Annotated in this window: 21 protein-coding genes; 17 read left to right on the forward strand and 4 right to left on the reverse strand. The window is 38.8% G+C overall.

The window, feature by feature from the left end; all coding sequences use genetic code 11:
• Positions 1-103 precede the first annotated feature (103 nt).
• From IW22_RS12030 to IW22_RS12080, 11 genes are all read left to right on the forward strand, one after another.
• Positions 104-589, forward strand: coding sequence for an energy transducer TonB (locus IW22_RS12030; protein WP_034726858.1), 486 nt, complete (start codon positions 104-106; stop codon positions 587-589).
• 9 nt (positions 590-598) lie between these two features.
• Positions 599-1,012: an energy transducer TonB gene (locus tag IW22_RS12035; protein WP_051891212.1), complete on the forward strand. Its 414-nt coding sequence runs from the start codon at positions 599-601 to the stop codon at positions 1,010-1,012.
• Positions 1,005-1,379: an energy transducer TonB gene (locus IW22_RS12040; RefSeq protein WP_165571885.1), complete on the forward strand. Its 375-nt coding sequence runs from the start codon at positions 1,005-1,007 to the stop codon at positions 1,377-1,379. Before IW22_RS12035 ends, IW22_RS12040 begins: the two co-directional genes overlap by 8 nt.
• 117 nt (positions 1,380-1,496) lie before the next feature.
• Positions 1,497-2,933 (forward strand): tRNA (N6-isopentenyl adenosine(37)-C2)-methylthiotransferase MiaB, encoded by a 1,437-nt coding sequence (gene miaB, locus IW22_RS12045; RefSeq protein ID WP_034727037.1) that lies wholly within the window; start codon positions 1,497-1,499, stop codon positions 2,931-2,933.
• Between the two features lie 78 nt (positions 2,934-3,011).
• Complete coding sequence (locus IW22_RS12050) at positions 3,012-3,455, forward strand: hypothetical protein (RefSeq protein WP_131401729.1); 444 nt, start codon at positions 3,012-3,014, stop codon at positions 3,453-3,455.
• A complete protein-coding gene (locus IW22_RS12055; protein WP_034726860.1) occupies positions 3,427-4,224 on the forward strand; it encodes a tetratricopeptide repeat protein in 798 nt (265 codons plus the stop codon). Before IW22_RS12050 ends, IW22_RS12055 begins: the two co-directional genes overlap by 29 nt.
• 33 nt (positions 4,225-4,257) lie before the next feature.
• Positions 4,258-5,544 (forward strand): sigma-54 interaction domain-containing protein, encoded by a 1,287-nt coding sequence (locus tag IW22_RS12060; protein ID WP_034726861.1) that lies wholly within the window; start codon positions 4,258-4,260, stop codon positions 5,542-5,544.
• A 9-nt stretch (positions 5,545-5,553) separates the two neighbouring features.
• Complete coding sequence (locus tag IW22_RS12065) at positions 5,554-6,246, forward strand: DUF4013 domain-containing protein (protein ID WP_034726862.1); 693 nt, start codon at positions 5,554-5,556, stop codon at positions 6,244-6,246.
• Positions 6,243-6,764, forward strand: coding sequence for an LPS assembly lipoprotein LptE (gene lptE / locus IW22_RS12070; RefSeq protein WP_034726863.1), 522 nt, complete (start codon positions 6,243-6,245; stop codon positions 6,762-6,764). Before IW22_RS12065 ends, lptE begins: the two co-directional genes overlap by 4 nt.
• A 1-nt stretch (position 6,765) precedes the next feature.
• On the forward strand, positions 6,766-8,841 hold the full coding sequence (locus tag IW22_RS12075; RefSeq protein ID WP_034726864.1) for a hypothetical protein: 2,076 nt from the start codon (positions 6,766-6,768) through the stop codon (positions 8,839-8,841).
• The gene (locus tag IW22_RS12080) at positions 8,842-9,954 is read left to right on the forward strand and encodes a tetratricopeptide repeat protein (RefSeq protein ID WP_034726865.1); all 1,113 of its coding nucleotides are present in this window, start codon (positions 8,842-8,844) and stop codon (positions 9,952-9,954) included. It begins immediately after the preceding gene.
• Here the strand turns inward: IW22_RS12080 and IW22_RS12085 are convergent.
• From IW22_RS12085 to IW22_RS12100, 4 genes are all read right to left on the reverse strand, one after another.
• On the reverse strand, positions 9,951-10,553 hold the full coding sequence (locus IW22_RS12085; protein ID WP_034726866.1) for a DUF4126 domain-containing protein: 603 nt from the start codon (positions 10,551-10,553) through the stop codon (positions 9,951-9,953). The two genes, IW22_RS12080 and IW22_RS12085, sit on opposite strands and share 4 nt — an antisense overlap.
• Positions 10,554-10,854: 301 nt before the next feature.
• Positions 10,855-11,226, reverse strand: coding sequence for a ribonuclease P protein component (rnpA, locus tag IW22_RS12090; protein WP_034726867.1), 372 nt, complete (start codon positions 11,224-11,226; stop codon positions 10,855-10,857).
• Positions 11,226-11,951, reverse strand: coding sequence for a ThiF family adenylyltransferase (locus IW22_RS12095; protein ID WP_034726868.1), 726 nt, complete (start codon positions 11,949-11,951; stop codon positions 11,226-11,228). The genes rnpA and IW22_RS12095 overlap by 1 nt, the downstream gene beginning before the upstream one ends.
• Complete coding sequence (locus IW22_RS12100; protein WP_034726869.1) at positions 11,944-12,570, reverse strand: TatD family hydrolase; 627 nt, start codon at positions 12,568-12,570, stop codon at positions 11,944-11,946. Before IW22_RS12100 ends, IW22_RS12095 begins: the two co-directional genes overlap by 8 nt.
• 98 nt (positions 12,571-12,668) lie before the next feature.
• On the opposite strand from IW22_RS12100, the gene IW22_RS12105 reads away from it, so the two are divergent.
• The 6 genes from IW22_RS12105 to IW22_RS12130 all read left to right on the forward strand — a co-directional run bounded on the left by IW22_RS12105 (position 12,669) and on the right by IW22_RS12130 (position 18,755).
• Positions 12,669-13,298, forward strand: a complete 630-nt coding sequence (locus tag IW22_RS12105; protein WP_034726870.1) for a TetR/AcrR family transcriptional regulator — start codon at positions 12,669-12,671, stop codon at positions 13,296-13,298.
• A 103-nt stretch (positions 13,299-13,401) separates the two neighbouring features.
• Complete coding sequence (locus tag IW22_RS12110) at positions 13,402-14,397, forward strand: outer membrane protein assembly factor BamD (RefSeq protein WP_034726871.1); 996 nt, start codon at positions 13,402-13,404, stop codon at positions 14,395-14,397.
• Positions 14,398-14,438: 41 nt separating this feature from the next.
• Positions 14,439-14,762 carry a DNA-directed RNA polymerase subunit omega gene (locus IW22_RS12115; protein ID WP_027372958.1) on the forward strand — a complete coding sequence of 108 codons (324 nt, stop codon included), beginning with the start codon at positions 14,439-14,441 and terminating at the stop codon, positions 14,760-14,762.
• Positions 14,763-14,885: 123 nt separating this feature from the next.
• Entirely contained in the window at positions 14,886-16,091 is a 1,206-nt protein-coding gene (gene coaBC, locus IW22_RS12120) for a bifunctional phosphopantothenoylcysteine decarboxylase/phosphopantothenate--cysteine ligase CoaBC (RefSeq protein WP_034726872.1), read from the forward strand.
• 36 nt (positions 16,092-16,127) lie between these two features.
• On the forward strand, positions 16,128-17,030 hold the full coding sequence (locus IW22_RS12125) for a DUF4835 family protein (RefSeq protein WP_034726873.1): 903 nt from the start codon (positions 16,128-16,130) through the stop codon (positions 17,028-17,030).
• A 75-nt stretch (positions 17,031-17,105) separates the two neighbouring features.
• Positions 17,106-18,755, forward strand: a complete 1,650-nt coding sequence (locus IW22_RS12130; RefSeq protein ID WP_034726874.1) for a DNA repair protein RecN — start codon at positions 17,106-17,108, stop codon at positions 18,753-18,755.
• The last annotated feature ends 30 nt before the right edge of the window (positions 18,756-18,785 follow it).

Here is an 18,785-nt window from a genome sequence, read left to right on the forward strand (position 1 = left end):
AATTTATCAACTTCAGGTGAAAGCCTGAAGTTTTTCTTTTTAACAAAGCATTTAAATAATTAACTTTGTTACAGTAATATTAATAACTAATGAATACGGTTCTATGAAAGCTTTTACATTATTTATAGCACTCCTTGTTACCAATTTTGCATTGGCACAGCAAGACGTTGAAGACAGAGATGATAATCCGATCACGGAGATCAATAAAAACTTATTGAAGATAGATATCAAGGAACCTCTTTTACAGGTTGCCGTGAAAAACTGTGACGATTTTAAACCTGCCGCATTTGAAGGAGGTGTCGCGGTTTACAAAGAAACACTGCGAAAATTCATGTATGATTATCTGAATTCAGATTTTTATGTTCTGAACGGAGATTTTACATTCACCCTTACCATAGATCAGACCGGAAAAGTAACCAATATCGAAGGAAGCCCTAAAGTTTCCAACAGCGCTTACTTTTTTGATGATATGAAATATGTGGTAAGACGTATCAAAAAAAGCTGGGTTCCTGCTTCATGCAACGGACAGCCCGTTTCTTCACAAATCAAACTTAAGATGAGTTTCTCCTCCATAGCCACAGATCTCTAAACTTATTACATGAAAAAATACCTTTTATTACTGCCTTTACTGTTCATCGGAATTAAAGGTTTCTCTCAGCAAATTCAACAGGTTGAAATAACACCATCATATACTCAGAAAGCAGAATTTCCGGGTGGTGATGAGGCTTTCCGGAAGCAGTTCATGGATATGCTTCATGCGTATGTAGATACCCAGAGCTATGCGATCAACGGGAAAGTGATTTTTGTAATTAATATTGCTCCGGATGGGAAAATGAATCGTCTGAATGTTCTTCCCAGAATTAAAAACAGTGAAATGTTTATCGATGATGTGAAATATGCGATGAAAAAGATCAAAGGGAAATGGAAACCCGCCATGAACAAAAGCACACCTGTAGATTCTGACATTACAGTGAAGGTAGATTTCAGTACCAATGGATATGATCATGATTAGAATACTGTTTTTATTGCTGACCATGTTTTCTCTGAAAGTTTCAGGGCAGGAAGCGACACAGAATTCTTCAGATAAATCTATGCCCGGAGGACTCAATAGTTTTCGGGCAGAAGTAGCCAAGCAAATTGATCTCAGTGATTTTATCTGGAATGAACCTTTTAAGCTAGTGGTTACTTTTAATGTAAGCAAAGAAGGGAAAATGGAGAATGTAAAACTGGAAGAGTCTTCAGGAAATGCCGAATTCGACCAAAGAATTCTGGATGGAATAAAAAGAATCAGAAAGAAAAAATGGACCCCAGCCAGCAAAGATGGGCAGCATATAGACTCATTTTTCAGGCTTCCGATGACTTTCCATCCTCCTAAATAATCTCCTGCCATTCTGTCACAATATTTTGTATCTTTGCAGACTAATCTGTTTAGGCGTGAAAATTCATGAATCAAGAATGAACTTTACCTCTTAAACATTGAACTTAAATTGATCATTGTGCAGGAAAAATATATAGACGAAACAAAACAGGGAGAAGCTTTTGCCATCGCTGAACGTCCTGAGAATTCTAAAAAGCTCTTTCTGGAAAGCTACGGCTGCCAGATGAATTTTTCTGATTCTGAGATTGTTGCATCTATTCTTAATGAGCAGGGGTACAATACCACGCTGAAAGTAGAAGAAGCAGACCTTATCCTTTTAAATACCTGTTCTATCCGTGAAAAAGCGGAGCAGACCGTAAGAATGCGCCTTGCTCAGTTCAAAAGACTGAAGAAAGAAAAACCAGGCATGACGGTTGGCGTTTTAGGATGCATGGCAGAACGACTGAAAACCAAGTTCTTAGAAGAGGAACAGCTGGTAGATCTAGTCGTAGGCCCTGATGCGTACAGAGACCTTCCGAACCTGCTTAAGGAAACGGAAGACGGAAGAGATGCCATCAACGTAATCCTTTCCAAAGAAGAAACGTATGCAGATATCAACCCGGTCCGTTTAGGCGGAAACGGCGTTACGGCATTTGTAACCATCACCAGGGGCTGCGATAATATGTGCACGTTCTGTGTGGTTCCGTTTACCAGAGGAAGAGAAAGAAGCCGTGATCCGCACTCTATCATTGAAGAATGTAAAAATCTTTTAGATAACGGGTATAAAGAAATTACCCTTTTAGGCCAGAATGTAGATTCTTACTTATGGTACGGAGGAGGTCCAAAGAAAGACTTCGTTAAAGCTTCTGAAATGCAGAAAGCTACGGCTGTTAATTTCGCAAAGCTGCTTGATTTAGTGGCTAAAGCCGTTCCGGAAATGAGAGTGAGATTCTCTACTTCCAACCCTCAGGATATGAGTCTGGATGTATTCAGAATGATTGCAAAACACGACAACATCTGTAACTACGTTCACCTTCCTGTACAGAGCGGAAGCAACAATATGCTTCTTGCCATGAACAGACAGCATACCCGCGAGGAATATTTAGATTTAATCAGAAAAGCAAAGGAGATCGTTCCGGACATTGCTTTTTCTCAGGATATGATCATCGGTTTCTGTAATGAAACGGAAGAAGATCACCAGGATACCTTAAGCCTGATGAAGGAAGTGGAATATGACTACGGTTATATGTTCGCCTATTCAGAAAGACCAGGAACGCCTGCGCATAAAAAAATGGAGGATAATATTCCATTTGAAGTGAAGCAGAGACGTCTGAATGAAGTGATTGAACTTCAACGCGAGTTATCCAGAAAAAGAATGGAGACTTATGTAGGAAGAACACACCAGATTCTGATCGAAGGAACATCCAGAAAAAATGAAAACCAGTGGAAAGGAAGAAATTCTCAAAACGCGGTTTGTGTATTTGATGTGCTGGAAGGACAGAAAATTGGTGACATTGTGAACGTTTTTGTCTATGACAACACACAGGGCACACTTTTAGGGAGAACAGCAGAATAATTTAAGATCTTGATCAAAGCGGTTTGTTTTTTTGCATTATTTTCTTTTGTGCTGATGTCATGTCAGACTGAAAAAAGCATGAGCAAATATCCTTTAACCGTTGGAGATATTGAATTTGATGAAAAACTGGATGATCCTGCATTTAAAAGATGCGCCACGGAAAAGCTGGTCAATCTTCAGTATTATCAGGGATCAAAAGAGTTTGACTATAAAGGAGAGAAAATCGCCATTACAGAAAAACTGGAAAAAGAAAAAATATCTTCCGAAACTAAAACGAACGGGTATATTACCGTAAGATTTTTAGTAAATTGTGAAGGAAAAACAGGACTGTTCAGAGTTCAGCAAATGAATGCAGAACTTAAAGAAACAGTGTTAGATAAAGAACTGGGAGACCGTTTGCTGAGGTTTACAAAATCTCTGGACGGCTGGATCCCGAAAGAGATAAAAGGTTTTAAAGTAGGCTATTATCAGTATTTAACCTATAAAATTGAAAATGGAAAAGTTTCAGAGGTATTACCTTAGCTTTTTGATGCTTATCGTTTACACCAATACTATTGCGCAGGTCAATTGTAACGCAGTAGAGGGTGAGAACTGCAAAAAAGCTTGTGAGTTATACAACTGGGCTTCGGACAGACAGGGCAGCAGGGAATCTCAGGAAGCTTTTGATAAAGCCATCGGATTGTGCCCCGATTTCTCCAATTCCTATATGGAAAAGGCCGTTCCATATCTTAAGAATGGAGATTTTGTAACCTGGAAAGTCCTTATTGATAAAGCGGTTGCCGTAGATCCTAAGATGCATCTGGGCTACAGAGGCTGGTGTAAATTCCAGTTTCTGCGCGATTACAACGGAGCTGTTCAGGATTTAGAAGCATTAAAAAAATACTATCCTGAAGACTTAGGCAGATCTTTAAACGGAGATTATCATCTGGAAGTAGTGAAAGCCATGGCTTACAGTGCTTTGGGACATAAAGAAAAAGCGGCAGCCATTATTGAAAAAGCTTTATTGTCAAAGGGCTATTTCAAAGGCATGTATGACCATTATCAGCTGGGAGTAACCTATTTCGAGCTGGGCAGATACGATAAAGCTTCAGAAAATTTCGAAAAACAGAGCAAAGAATACGACTTTGCGGAGAATATATATTTTAAAAGTAAAGTTTCTAAGATCAGGAACAAAGATTATTTGGATTTAAAAACCTTAGCATTAAGGACTTATGATGAAGGCAAGACCATGAAAGATGTCTACACTCATCACTTTAACAAAGTTTACAGGAAACAGATTGAGGCCCTGTAGATTATTATTAAATCAATAATCAAAAATTTACTTATGAGCAACGACTTACAAAACATAAAAAACCGCTTTGGAATCATCGGAAACTTTCCTGCACTGAACAGGGCTCTGGAAAAATCAATTCAGGTGGCACCTACAGATATTTCCGTTCTGGTCATCGGAGAAAGTGGAGTAGGGAAAGAATTTATCCCGAAAATCATCCATTCAGAATCCAAAAGAAAACATCAGCCTTATATCGTCGTCAACTGTGGAGCGATTCCGGAAGGAACGATAGATTCTGAGCTGTTTGGGCACGAAAAAGGAGCGTTTACCGGAGCTACAGCGACCAGAAAAGGGTATTTTGAAGTGGCAGACGGTGGAACCATATTCTTAGATGAGGTGGGAGAACTTCCCCTTCAGACCCAGGTTCGTCTTTTGAGAGTCCTGGAAAGTGGTGAATTTATGAAAGTGGGTTCTTCGCAGGTTCAGAAAACGAATGTGAGAATTGTGGCGGCTACGAACGTCAATATGATGAAGGCCATTCACGACGGAAGATTCCGTGAGGATTTATTCTACCGTTTAAATACCGTTCAGATCGATATGCCTCCTTTGAGAGAAAGAAAAGGAGATATTCATCTGTTATTCAGAAAGTTTTCTATAGATTTTGCAGAAAAATACAGAATGCCGGAACTGGAGCTTGAGCCTAGTGCCGTTCATTATATTGAAAATTATACATTCCCGGGAAACATCCGTCAGCTAAGAAATCTGGTAGAACAGATGACCGTGGTGGAAAGAAACCGCGAAATAACAGTGGAAAAGCTCGCGGAATATATTCCTATGGAAACCCACCTTCCGATGGTGGTCAATACTCAGAACTCCCAGAAGCAGAGTGATTTCGGAAGCGAAAGAGAAATCATGTATAAAATTCTCTTCGATATGAGAAGTGATATTAATGATTTAAAATCGCTAACTTCAGAACTGATCAAAAACAAAGGAACTGCTGATCTGAGCAATCAGGAAAAAAACCTGATCAACAGGATTTATTCTGCAGAACAGAACCAGCCTGTAGCACAGAATTCACTGCTCTATTTCGAAGATAAATCACCGGTGGTACAAACGTCACCAACCATTATTTCAAATGCTGATGACAGCTACGAAGATATTGAAGATATCGAAATAGAAGAGAACAGACCGGAATCTTTATCGCTTCAGAATAATGAAAAGGATTTAATTATCAAAGCGTTAGAGAAGCATAAAGGGCGCAGGAACAGAGCTGCGGACGAGCTTGGTATTTCACAGAGAACATTATACAGAAAAATAAAACAATATAACTTAGAAGACTAATACACAGGAATGAAGAATTTAGAAGTAAAAGATTATGATTTTAATATCGGGAAATATGTATCCCAGGGAACAGATCTGTTCAAAAAAGATATTGGTGGTTTTATCGTAGCTACACTGCTCCTGTTTGTCATTAGCTTTATCCCTTTCTGTGGTATTCTTGGACTGGGTAACTTCTATAAGATCTGCAAAAAAGTAGATGAGGGTCAGCAGGTTTCAGCAGGAGATATTTTCGACTTTACGGATTTCGTAGTGTATCTGAAATTGTTTCTGCTTATTTTCGCGATATGTATTGTGGCCATGATTCCGATACAGTTTACGCTGGTTCCGTTCTTAGTTGCTGCCGACACTGAAGGCGGACAGGTATCAGATACCGGTGCAGCATTGCTGGCAGGTGGAATGGGATTGTGGGTGATGATGATTATGATATTTATTATGATTCTTTCTATATCTATGTATTTTATACAACCTTTGATCTCGCTGTACAGAATCACAAGCGTAAGAGAAGCATACAGACTTTCCTGGAAAATTGCCAAGAAAAACTTTTTTATGATCCTTTTATTCTCAATTGTAGTAGGCTTCATTTCCCAGCTTGGAATCATTGCATGCGGAATAGGAATCCTGTTTTCTATACCTTTGGGAATCTGCATTAAGTATGCTGCTTATAAAGATGTTTTGGAGTCTTTAAATCAAAAAACGGTATGAGTAAATTAAAAATAATATTCGGGTTTGTCATTCTTTCGCTGTTTCATCAGTGTTACTCATTTACAGGATCTTCACTGACGGATGAAAAGACCGTTCAGATCAATGAATTTCCCAATAATGCAGCCCTTGTAAACCCCACGCTTTCCCAGCAGTTTTCTACAGATATCCAGAACAGATTCCTGCAGAGAACCACTTTAAAAGGAACAAAATCAAATCCTGATATTTTGATAGAAGGTGAAATTTCCGACTACGGATTCTCACCTACTACGATCAGCTCCAATACTACACAGAACCCCTCGGGCGGTATAGTACAGCAGGCACAGAGCAAACTGACGATCAGTGTAAAAGTACATTACGAAAACAAAATACATCCCGACTCCAGTTTCGACAGGACTTATACGGATGAAGCGGTTTTCAATAGTGACCTGACACAGAGTCAGATAGAAGCTTCCCAGGTGAAGCTGGTGACAGACAGAATTATTAACAAGATATTTAACGATATTGTAGCCAATTGGTAAGATGAATCCCAGAGTTTTAGAATTATTAAAGAACCCCAAAAATATTCAGTCAGAAGATCTCGGTCTTTTGAAAGAAGAAATCCATGCTTTTCCTTATGTCCAGAACATCAGGGCACTTCATTTGTTTGGGGTACACCTTTATGATAAAGAAAACTATCAGAAAGAACTTTCTACAACGGCGGCCTATACCACCGACAAAAAACTTCTTTATCAGCTGATCAACGGGAAGATTCAGCGCGAACCGAAGCCAGAAACGGCAGAAGAAAAACAGCCTTCCAAAACAACAGAAAAGGCTGTGAAATATTCCTACAAAGACAAAGCTTTCCCTATAAAAAGAGAAGAGCCTACCGATAAAAAGCAGGATCAGTATGAGGCAGCAGCATCTATGATACCGCCTGCTCAGGAAATCAAACATATCCATGTGAATGGGGAGAGAAACAGAATTCTTTTTGAAGGAGAAGAAAACTTCCTGGATGAAACCCATTCCGAAGTTATAGATCTTGAATCCACACTGGAATCAGGGGTAATTGTGACTCAAAAAACAGAACCTGTTACAGAAGATCTTAAAGAAGAATCTGTACAGGAAGTAGGAGCAGAAAATAATGAACCGTCAGAAGATTCAGAAGCCGGAGTAGAATTCACTCCTGAATTGATTGTTGATGAAGATCAAATCGATGAACCGGCTGAGGAACAGGAAATCGATAATGAGGAAGAAGTAAGCTTCCACGAAGTAGAAGCAATCGTACCGGAAACAGAAGTTACTGAGGAGGCAGAAGAACAGAAAGAAACTGTTGAAGAACCGGTAGCCATTGAAGCAGAGGAGAACTCTGAAGTTATAACTGAAGTTGAAAATACAGACGAACCACATGCGGAAATCAGTTTCCATGGAATGGATGAATTCCTGCCGGATGTTAAAATTCAGGCAAACAGTGATGATGAAGCGGTAGCTCCGGAAGTCTCTAAACCGAATGTTAATAAGCATGAGGAAGAAATGAGACGTCTGATCGAAGAGGTAGAAAAGAAAATGAAAGAAGCTCAGTCAGCTCCAAAGGTTGACAATGAGGAACCTGAAACTGCCGACCACGAAATCAGTTTTGCCGAGACCCAAAATTTCCACTTCTGGTCCACTGAAAAAGAAGAACCGAAAACGACTGAGGAATCTGCTCCTGAAAAAGAGGAAGAGACCACAGAACAACCTATACAAAACGAAGAACCGGAAGTAATAGTAGAAAAACCGGAGGAACAGAAGATCGTCGCACAAGAAGTCTCCGCATGGAAACCTATGAGCTTGGAATCTAATGTACCGGATTCTATGATCTCCAAAGAACAAACAGTTCCCGCTCCTAAAACTGAAGCTCCAAAACAGGAAAACATCCCTGTTGTAGAAGAAAAGCAGGAAGAAGTTGCTGCAGAAATGACCGAAGAGCCTCAAAAAGAAGCTGAAAAAGTTTCAGAACAGCAAGTTGCACCTGTCGCAGAAGAAACGCCTGAAACGGCAGAAGAACAGCATACAGATGGTAAAGCCTCTGAAGAAGTTACTGAAACAAAAACACCTAAAGGAGAAGAAGCTCCCGTGATGAATGTTTCTTTCTTCGGTTCAGATATCTCAAGTTTATCCGTAGAAAAAAGAGAAAAAGAAAACATACAGGCAGATGAGCCTGTTCAGGAAGTTAAAGCTCAAAATACTGCACAGACACCGTCTGACAGCAATGTTCCCGGTTTTATCAATACATGGCAGAGCTGGCTTAAAATAGACAGGCCGGCAGAAGAAGAGGTTGTTGTACAGAAAGAAGAGGTAGAAGAAGTAATCCCTATCCAGGAAAAGGTTATTGAAGCCTTTATCGAAAACAATCCTAAGATCAGTCAGTTAAGAGACGAAAGCACCTATGTTGTCAGAGAAAAGAACGACGATATTTCTCACCTGATGACAGAAACACTGGCTAATCTGTATCTGGAACAAAAACTGTATTCAAAAGCCATTAAAGCCTTTGGGATTTTAAAGAAAAAATATCCTGAAAGAGTTGCTTATTTCGACAGCAGAATCGAAGAGGTGAATATCATCAAAAGCGGAAAATAAATGATGGCGCGCTTAGTCTGTATTTTTCTGTTTGCTTGTTTATCCTTTGCTTCGGCACAGGTAAATCCGGGCGAAGTATTTCCTGTAGCTACTTTGACTCATGAATTTACAGTTCCTGCAAAGAACCTTAAGGAAGAAACCGTGATCACGAGACTCCTTGAAATTCCAAGGGCAGCACTGTTTAAAAATAAAGACTGGAATGAATCCTCCTCTTCCTTTACTTCATTTGAAAAAATAGAATCGGTAGTCATTTTTCAAAAAATAAATAAAACAAAAGACAGGAATTATAATTTCTCCTGCGCAGCTACTATACATTATGTGAAAGGAGCGTTTCAGGTAGAACTGATTACCCATAATTTCGAAAAATTTCTTGAATCAGACGGAAAACCCAATTCTTTCTATGATGTTAAGTATCTTGAGTATTATCAGGCCATGTCACAGGAGTTTAAATCTTTGATAATCAAATACCTTTCAGGAAACACCACTGCTGCCGAAAATAGAGATATTCAGCTGAATAAAGCAGCTGACCTTACATCGTCCGGAAAGAGTGAAGATGCTTTAAAAATCAATAACAAAATTCTGGCATCAGATCCTCAAAACAGCCTGGCTCTTTTCAATAAAGCCCAACTTCTTTTTGCCAAGAAAAAATATGCAGAGACTCTCAATACGATCAACTTAGCGGAGAAGAATACAGAATTGGCTGATTTTGAGATATTGACCTATAAAAATATTAAAATCCAGTCTCTTATGGCGACCGGACAGAATCAAAAAGCTCTTGAGGAAACCCATAAAACAGTACAGCTCACAGCTGGAATAGATCCCGAAAAAGCTTTTGAAACCATTGAGGATGATAATGGAAAAGAGACACTTGCTCCTACAGACAGGACAAAATTACTATTGCTAAGTGTGTTCAATTATGAGCAGCTTAAAAAAAATAAAGAAGCTGTAGAAAGTCTGAAAAAATTTGAGGCCCTTATTCCCAACAATGATATCGGTCTTTTAACAAAAGTATTTAAATTCTACTGCCTTCTTAAATCCAGAGAAAATACAGAAAGAGTCCGTTCAATCATTCTCAAAGATAGCCCCAAAGCGAATCTTCCGTGTAAGAATTAAAGCGGTTCCACATTCTTTTTCCGGAATTTCCGCCATATTTTCCGGCCGAAAATTACCACAAGAATAATCAGAATAACAGCAAACAAAGCCGCAATCACCGGTGCAGCCATCGCCAGAACAGACATGATGCCCGCTCCGGCTGTTTCAGTAGTTCCCACCACCGAATTCCCCAAACCACCCGTTGTAGCGGTAGAAGCCGCCCGAATCCCTGCAAAACCCGAACTTATCGTAGCTGCAGTTCCTCCCCCGGCAATCAGTGCAAGGCCCCACTGTGGAAAAGTTCCCAGATCTGCAAACTGGCTGGCAAATAAAACAGAGCCTGCTACAGTAGCCAGCGGCACCGAAATGGTATCCAGCAAATGATCGACAAAAGGGATGTAATACGCTAATATCTCAGCGATAGTCGCAATACCGGTGGTAATAAGTGCAGGAAGCCCGGAAAGCCATTCAAAATGCTCATTCATCGGGATCCAGTGAAAATAAGAAGCAAGACTTACCGCAAACATCGGCAGAAAAACTCTGAAGCCGGTGGCCGCTGCCAGCCCGATACCGATAAAGGCACTGAGGATGTAAGAAAGGTAGGGAATATGATCTAACATTTTAATTTTCAGATTTATTGTTTTCCCTAAATTACATAAACTAAGCAAGCTTTTATAAAAATTTAAACCAATATCATCTTTTTAAGATATAAATACCCGAATTTCTTTATAAAATTTCGTGCATCGCGACGGAAAAAAGGTGTCGATTTATTAGATGAAGAAACATTGATTCCCCTCTCTCATCTGTGAAAATCCGTCTGATCAGTAAGAAAAAATAAAAAAGCAACTAAGTAAACAGCCATTTTACGCATTATTTCATTGGTAAACTGTTACACTGCTCCATTGTTACATTATAAAATTATCAAGATCTCTTCTGCATCTTGCACAGCTTAATAAACTGCTCCTCCACATCCTGAAACTTAGCCGGCATTTCAGGTGAAACCCAAAACATCATCGCCATCGTTTTTTCTCCGAAAGCTTCTTTAAATAAATCTTTATTCAGACGGTAACATTCTCTTAAAAGCCTTTTGACACGATTTCTGTGCACCGCTTTCTTAAAATACCTTTTAGAAACAGAAACTCCAAATTTATGGCTGTCTACCTGCAGGTTAGGTTTATCTTTCAGAATGATAATCCTTAGGTTTCCACAGGTCCTCCATTTACCTTTGTCAAAAAGTAAAGCAATCTCAGTGTTTTTCTTGAGTTTTTCTTCTCTGGAGTAGGTGTAGTTCATTAATCCTGTTTCACTAAATAATTAATCACTTCAGCCGCTGCATACAATCCGAAAATTGCAGGAATATAGCTGATAGTGCCGTAGAAAGACCTTTTATAGTTGGCCCCGTCCGTTAGTTTCAGACTTTCCTCCTGTTGAAGTTCATTGGAGAAAACACACCTGAAACCTTTATTGATATTTTCTTTTTTAAGTCTTTTTCTGATTTGTCTGGCAAGGAAACAGTTCTGCGTTTTGCTGATGTCTCTTACCATGACCTTGCTTGGATCTGTTTTTCCGCCGGCACCCATAGAACTCACCAGTTTTATTTTCCTTCTTTTGGCGGCTTTAATTAAAAACAGTTTTGGCGTAATGCTGTCAATACAGTCTAAAATATAATTAAACTTATCAGAATCAAGCACTTCATCCATTCTTTCCGGATTCAGGAATTCATTGATTTTGATTAATTTAAGATCCGGATTGATGTCCAATAGTCTTTCTGCCACGACTTCTACCTTATGCTGTCCTACTGTCGAGCGCAATGCCGGAAGCTGTCTGTTGATATTCGTGATGTCTACGGTATCGCCGTCTACAATCGTCATATGTCCCACACCTGCTCTGGCCAAAAATTCTGCAGCAAAAGAACCTACGCCTCCTAAACCTATAACCAGGACATTGGCCTTATTAAGCTTTTCCAGTCCTTCTTCTTTCATTAGGAGCTCCGTTCTCTCCAGCCAGTACTTATCCATTCTTTATCGTGTCTAAATTTTCTAAAATCTGTTCGTTCAGTTGTTCCAAAGAAATTCCCTTTAACTCCGAAACTTTTGAATACAATTCTTCAATATTAAAGCATTCATTATCAGTTTCTAAAAACATTTTGTCCAGGGGAGTATTCCTTACAATTTCCTGCAAAGATAAATGATACAAAACAGCTTTTCCAAAACTCAAATAAAAATTATTTTTCAGCAGGTCCTCCGCAATGCGTTCCTTTTTGTTAAAACCATGAATAATAACGGCCTGTCTGGCTTTCTTTTTAAAAGAAATCACCTCGTAAAATTTTCTTACACAGTGTATAATCAGTGGTTTTTTGATCTCGTTGGAAATAAGCATCTGTCTTAAAAAAATCTGTTCCTGAATCTTTTGTGGAATAGGAACCATGGAGTCTAGCCCGCATTCTCCGATGGCAAGGCAGTTTTCAGTGATATTTGATTCCAGCCAGCTGAACTGTTCCTCCACAGAATCCACGGTGATATCTTTAGGATGTATGCCTATAGAATAAGGAGATTCCGGGGGAACAGTTCCGAAGTCTATATTGTAAATCCCATAGAGCGTATTCTTCTTATGGTGGTGAAAATCAAAAAAATCCATTAACAAAAGTACGATTATTCAGAAAATTAATTTAAAATTATTAAACGAACGTTTATAATTGTGTTAAAAATTTCTTAACTTTACTCAAAGTGCACTTCATGAGAAAAAAATTTACGGAAAAACAGATCCATATCCTGGACATTGCAGAGGAACTTATTGCCAAAAAAGGGTATGAGGGAACTTCTGTAAGAGATATCTGTTCCAAGGCCAATATCAATGTGGCCATGATTTCCTATTACTTTGGTTCCAAAGAAAAAATGATGTCTTACCTCTATCAGTACCGGGTGCTGAAGACCAGAGAGAACTTTTCAGAATTTGCAGATACCATCAAGGACGGCAAGCCTGAAATGCAGTTGAGAGAGATCATTAAATATATTGTTTCCCAATTATTCAAATACAATTATTTCCACGGATTCGTTACCCAGGAACTCAGACATACCGAAAACTTAAAAGACGAGCTGCTAGACTTCTATCAGCTGTTTGTAAAAAAGCTGGACGATGTCATTAAAAAAGGGGTGGCTTCAGGCGTATTTACCTTTACTCCCAAACCTGAAGATATCCTGACGATGATCATTGGTTCTACATTATTTGTCATCCGGAATAAAAATTTCTACGAACTGTATGTTCCTAGTAAAAATGAGGAAGCTTATACAAAAGAAGCGGAGAAAAAAGTAAGAATGAATCTTTTACTCAGTGTTTTTGCTATTTTGGGATACGCTGCAGACTAAATTTACGTTAAATATTCATAAAAAAAAATCTATTGACAAAAAAGTTATATTTTTGCAAATTAGTAAATCGGCTGTAGAATCCGAAAACTGTTGAATTTTTTATATGAAAAAATATATTTTAGGTCTTTTTGCTGTAGCAGTTGTTTCTTCATGCGTAAGCCAGCAGGAAAGGGCAATGAAGAGTGCTGACAAGAACGTTATCTTAAAAGCAGCGAATGAAAATTTCGCCAAAAAGAATTGGAAAAATGCATTGGCTCTCTATGACAGGTTGACTAACCTGGTAGCGGGAACAGATGACTTTCCAAACGTAGGTTTTAATACTGCTTATGCCAATTATTATGACAAAAGCTATAAACTGGCAGGACATCAGTTTAAAAACTTTGCCGTAAACTTCCCGAAAGACCCAAGAGCTGAAGAAGCTGCATATATGTCTGCATTATGCTACTACGAAGGTTCTATGGATTATAACTTGGACCAGTCTACTACAGAAACAGCGATCAATGAGCTTCAGGACTTCCTGACGAATTATCCAAATTCTGAGCGATCTAAAAATATCAGCCAGCTGGTGGATGAACTGTCTTATAAATTAGAATTCAAAGCATACGAAAATGCAAGACAGTATTTCAAAATGGGTGAGTATAAAGCGGCTAACGTGGCTTTAGAAAACGTATTGGAAGATTTTCCAAGTACAAAACTTCGTCCAAAGATTTATGACTTTATCATGAAATCCCGTTACGAACTGGCTTCAAAATCAGTTTATGAACTTAAAGGGGAACGTTTAGAAAGTGCTTTGGCTTACACCAAACTCGTAGAAAAAGAACTTCCGAACACAGAATATTCCAAAACAGCATTGGATCTGAGAGAAAAACTGGAAAAAGAAAAAACCAACTTTGCAGTTGTAAAAAAACAAACTGATGCAAGAATTGCAGCATTAACGGCAAGACAGAAAAAAGAGGCTGAAAAGACGGCTGAAAAAAATAAAACGGAGCAGCAGATCAAAGATCAGATCAGCAACGAAAAGAAGGCAATGCAGATCCAGAGGGACAGTGCGGCACTTAGTACCCCTCCTCCGGCAGCCACTTTCAAAATCCAAAGATAATTCGTAAATTTGCCATCTTAAAATAAAATAATTTTCTCAAAATGAGTGTAAAAGATACAAAAGCAGAAGTAAATACTATTACTTACGATAAAGACAAGATTGAAGATAAAGTAGGTTCAATCTATGAAGCTATTGTTATCATGGGAAAGAGAGCAGAGCAGATCAACGCGGAGATCCGTACGGAGCTTCACAATAAACTAGACGAGTTTGCTGTGCACAATTCTACATTGGAAGAAGTTTTCGAAAACAGAGAGCAGATCGAAATCTCTAAACATTACGAAAAACTTCCTAAGCCTACTTCTATTGCTATCGAAGAATGGCTGAATGAAGATATCTATTTCAGAAAGACAGAAGACAGAAAATAATTGTTTTTGTTTTTAAACATATGAAGGTCATAAGGGAATTCAATTCTTTTATGACCTTTGTCTGTTTGTACCCGTCTTTGTGCGAAAAAATAAGTAATTTAGTATTTCAAAAATTAAAACTAAATGAGTGTTTCCGGTAAAAAGATACTTATCGCTGTTTCTGGAGGAATTGCGGCCTATAAAATTCATTTCCTGATCCGGGATTTTGTGAAAAAAGGTGCCGAAGTTCAGGTGATTATGACGCCCGATGCAGAACAGTTTGTAACGAAACTAAGTCTTTCAACGCTTTCAAAAAAACCTGTATATTCAGATTTTTACAGTGATAACGGTACCTGGAACAGTCATGTGGAAATGGCCCTTTGGGCAGATGTCATTATCGTTGCGCCATGCACGGCCAATACATTAGCCAAGATGATCCACGGAATGTGTGATAATCTGGTGATTGCCACCTATATGTCGGCGAAATGCCCCATATTTATTGCTCCAGCCATGGATCTTGATATGTATGCGCATCCTTCCACCAAGCAGAATCTTGAAATGGCGGAAGATTACGGACATTTTATCATTCCTGCAGAAAGTGGTGAGCTGGCCAGTGGCCTGATCGGGCAGGGAAGGATGGCAGAACCGGAGACGATTTTCAAAACCGTTGACCAATTCTTTGCTTCTCAAAATCACAGCAAAAGCCTTGAAGGAAAAACAGTGCTGATTACCGCCGGCCCTACTTATGAAGCCATTGATCCTGTAAGATTTATCGGGAATCATTCCTCCGGGAAAATGGGGTTCTCTCTTGCGGAAGAAGCTTCAAAGAGAGGAGCCAAAGTGATCCTGATCTCCGGGCCAAGCTCTCAGACAACTGAGGATAAGAATATTGAACTTCATAAAATAACCTCTGCTAAAGAGATGCTGAATAAAGTTTTTGAATTTTATGACCGCGTGGATATTGGTATTGCGAGTGCTGCTGTAGCAGATTACGCTCCAAAAGAGGTGGCGAAGGAGAAAATTAAAAAGAATGATGATAATTTAACCATCGAACTGGTGAAAAATCCGGACATTCTTAAAACCATGGGCGAAAAGAAAACCCATCAGTTTCTGGTAGGATTTGCCCTGGAAACCCAGAATGAAGAAGAAAATGCGAAAGGAAAGCTGGAAAAGAAAAACCTTGACATGATCGTCCTGAACTCCCTTCGTGATGAAGGCGCAGGCTTTAAAAACGACACCAATAAAATCAAGATATTGACCAAAGCAGGAAAACAGGAATTCGATCTGAAATCCAAAGATGAAGTGGCTAAAGATATTCTGGATTTTGTTGAGTCTCAGATTTTAAAATAATTTTAATAAATTTCCGTTCTCAATTTTTAATAGATAATGAAAAAAATCATAAGCCTATTCTTGCTGCTTTTTATATATAATCTGAGTTTTTCCCAGGAACTGCTTGCAACAGTACAGATCAACTCCCAACAGCTGGGAGGAAGTAACCAGCAGGCCTATAAAGCACTGGAGAAAAGTCTTAGAGACTTTATCAACAATACCAGTTGGACGGGGAAAAAACTTCAGAATTTCGAGAAGATCAAATGTAATTTTGCAGTCGTAGTTGCTGAAAGAGATGGAAACCGTTTTAAAGGAAGCATTGTGATCCAGGCTGTGCGTCCGGTGTACAATACAAGTTACGAGTCACCGTTAGTCAACCTTCAGGACCAGAGATTTGCATTTGAATATGTGGAAAATGAAAACCTTGTGTTTAATGAAAGACAGTTTTCTGGAAAAAACCTGATCGATGTGATCAGTTTTTATGTTTACGTCATCTTAGGGTATGATGCAGACAGCTTCCAGTCTATGGGAGGAACACAATGGTTCTCAAAAGCGCAGCAGATTGCCCAAAATTCGCAGAACAGAAACTATGAAGGATGGAATGTCATCAATGAGCCGCGAAGCCGTACCATACTGATCAATGAGATCATTAATCCGAATTGGAGCCAATTAAGATCTACGATGTATACCTATCACAGGGCAGGTTTGGATAATCTGTTCAATCAGGATCAGACGGCCGCAAAAAAAGTGATCTTTGATGCACTGATGCAGCTGAAAATGTATGAAAACTCATTCCAGCAGTCTTATTATTTCAATCTTTTCTTAGATAATAAAAGTGACGAAATTTTCAATGTTTTCAATTCAGGAAACAATGGAGGGCTTGTCATGAATGACCTTAAGCAGCTGATGATGATCTTTACGCCCAAATATTCTGAGAATAAATGGAGCAAGTGGAAATAAAATCTGCCGTCTTTAGCCATTGAATACCGAATACTAAATTCTATATTTGCATTACTTAAAGTAATCAGCTAATCCATGCTTTCGAGAATTTACATTAAAAATTTTGCCCTGATTGATACCCTTGAAGTATCACTGAATAACGGTCTGCAGGTAATTACCGGGGAGACCGGAGCTGGTAAATCCATTATTTTAGGGGCCTTAAGGCTGATCCTTGGCGAAAGGGCAGAAGTAAAATCTATTTCCAAATCGGAAGAGAAAAGCATTGTAGAGACCGAATTTGATCTCAATAACCAGTTCAAAAAATTCTTTATCGAAAATGATCTGGACTATGAGCATAACACCATCATCAGAAGGGAAATTCTTCCTTCGGGAAAATCCAGAGCGTTCATCAATGATGTGCCGGTGACCCTTGATGTACTTAAAGAACTGTCTTCAAAACTGATCGATATTCATTCCCAGTTTGAAACTTCGAACCTTTTTACTTCAGAATATCAGTTCAAAATTATTGACGGACTTTCTGAAAACAAAAAGGGCATTGAAGACTATCAGAATGAATTTTCAGACTATCAGAGTTTAAAAATACAGCTTAAAAAACTTCAGACCCAGCTTTCTGAAAACAGGAAAGAAAGTGATTACAAAGATTTTCTTCTGAACGAACTGGAAGAACTGAAACTGGATGATGTAGATTATGAAGACCTTCAGAATCAGTTATCTATTCAGGAAAATGCAGAGATGATCTCCGAAAATCTTGTACAGATCCTTTCTAGATTTCACCAGGAAGAAGTAGGAATTCTGTCGTTTTTTAACGAAGCTAAACATAAACTTTCCAGAATTGCAGAAGTATCCAATGGCTTTTCAGAACTTGATGAAAGACTGGAAACCTCTTTTGTAGAACTGAAAGACATCATTTCCGAACTTGAAAATGAATCGGAAAGAATAGAGATCAATCCAGCCAATCTCGCGATCCTTGTTGAGCTTAATAATAAAATCAATGCTTTATTTCTGAAGCATAGTGTTTCTGATCTGGATGAACTGAAAGCGCTCAGAGATCAGCTGGCAGGTGAGCAGAAAGGAGCTTCGGAACTCGAAGATCATATTGCGGAGATTGAAGAAAATATTTCCAAAAAAGAAAAAACGCTTCAGGCTCTTGCTGAAAAGCTGTCGAAAAACAGAAAAAAATCCGTTCCTGTCTTCATCAAAAAAGCAGAAGGGCTTCTGAAAAAACTAGGTCTTGAAAAAGCAACCGTAGATATTGAACTTCAGGATACAGCTGAGTTTAATGCATTTGGAAAAGAAAACATACAGTTACTCTTCCAGGCCAATTCAGGTTTTCCTTTAAAACCAATTCAGACCGCTATTTCCGGTGGTGAAAGATCCAGGGTAATGCTTGCGGTGAAAAAGATCATTGCAGAAAGTGATGAACTTCCAACCCTGATTCTGGATGAAATTGATACCGGGGTTTCAGGGAAAGTAGCCGAAGAAATAGGAAACCTGATGAGAGAAATGTCTGCGGATATGCAGCTTATCGTTATTTCCCATCTCGCACAGGTTGCAGCGAAAGGAAATGACAATTATAAAGTTGTAAAACGTGATATTTCCGGCAAAACACAATCTACCATCATTCCTTTGAACGACGAAGAAAAACTGAATGAAATCGCCCAGCTTCTGTCCGGAAGCAAAATTACTGAGGCTGCACTGGCACAGGCAAAAGAATTGATTGGCTAAAAAACTGTAACATATTTTACTTTATATTTA

Source organism: Chryseobacterium sp. JM1 (assembly GCF_000737715.1).
Taxonomy (GTDB): Bacteria; Bacteroidota; Bacteroidia; order Flavobacteriales; family Weeksellaceae; genus Chryseobacterium.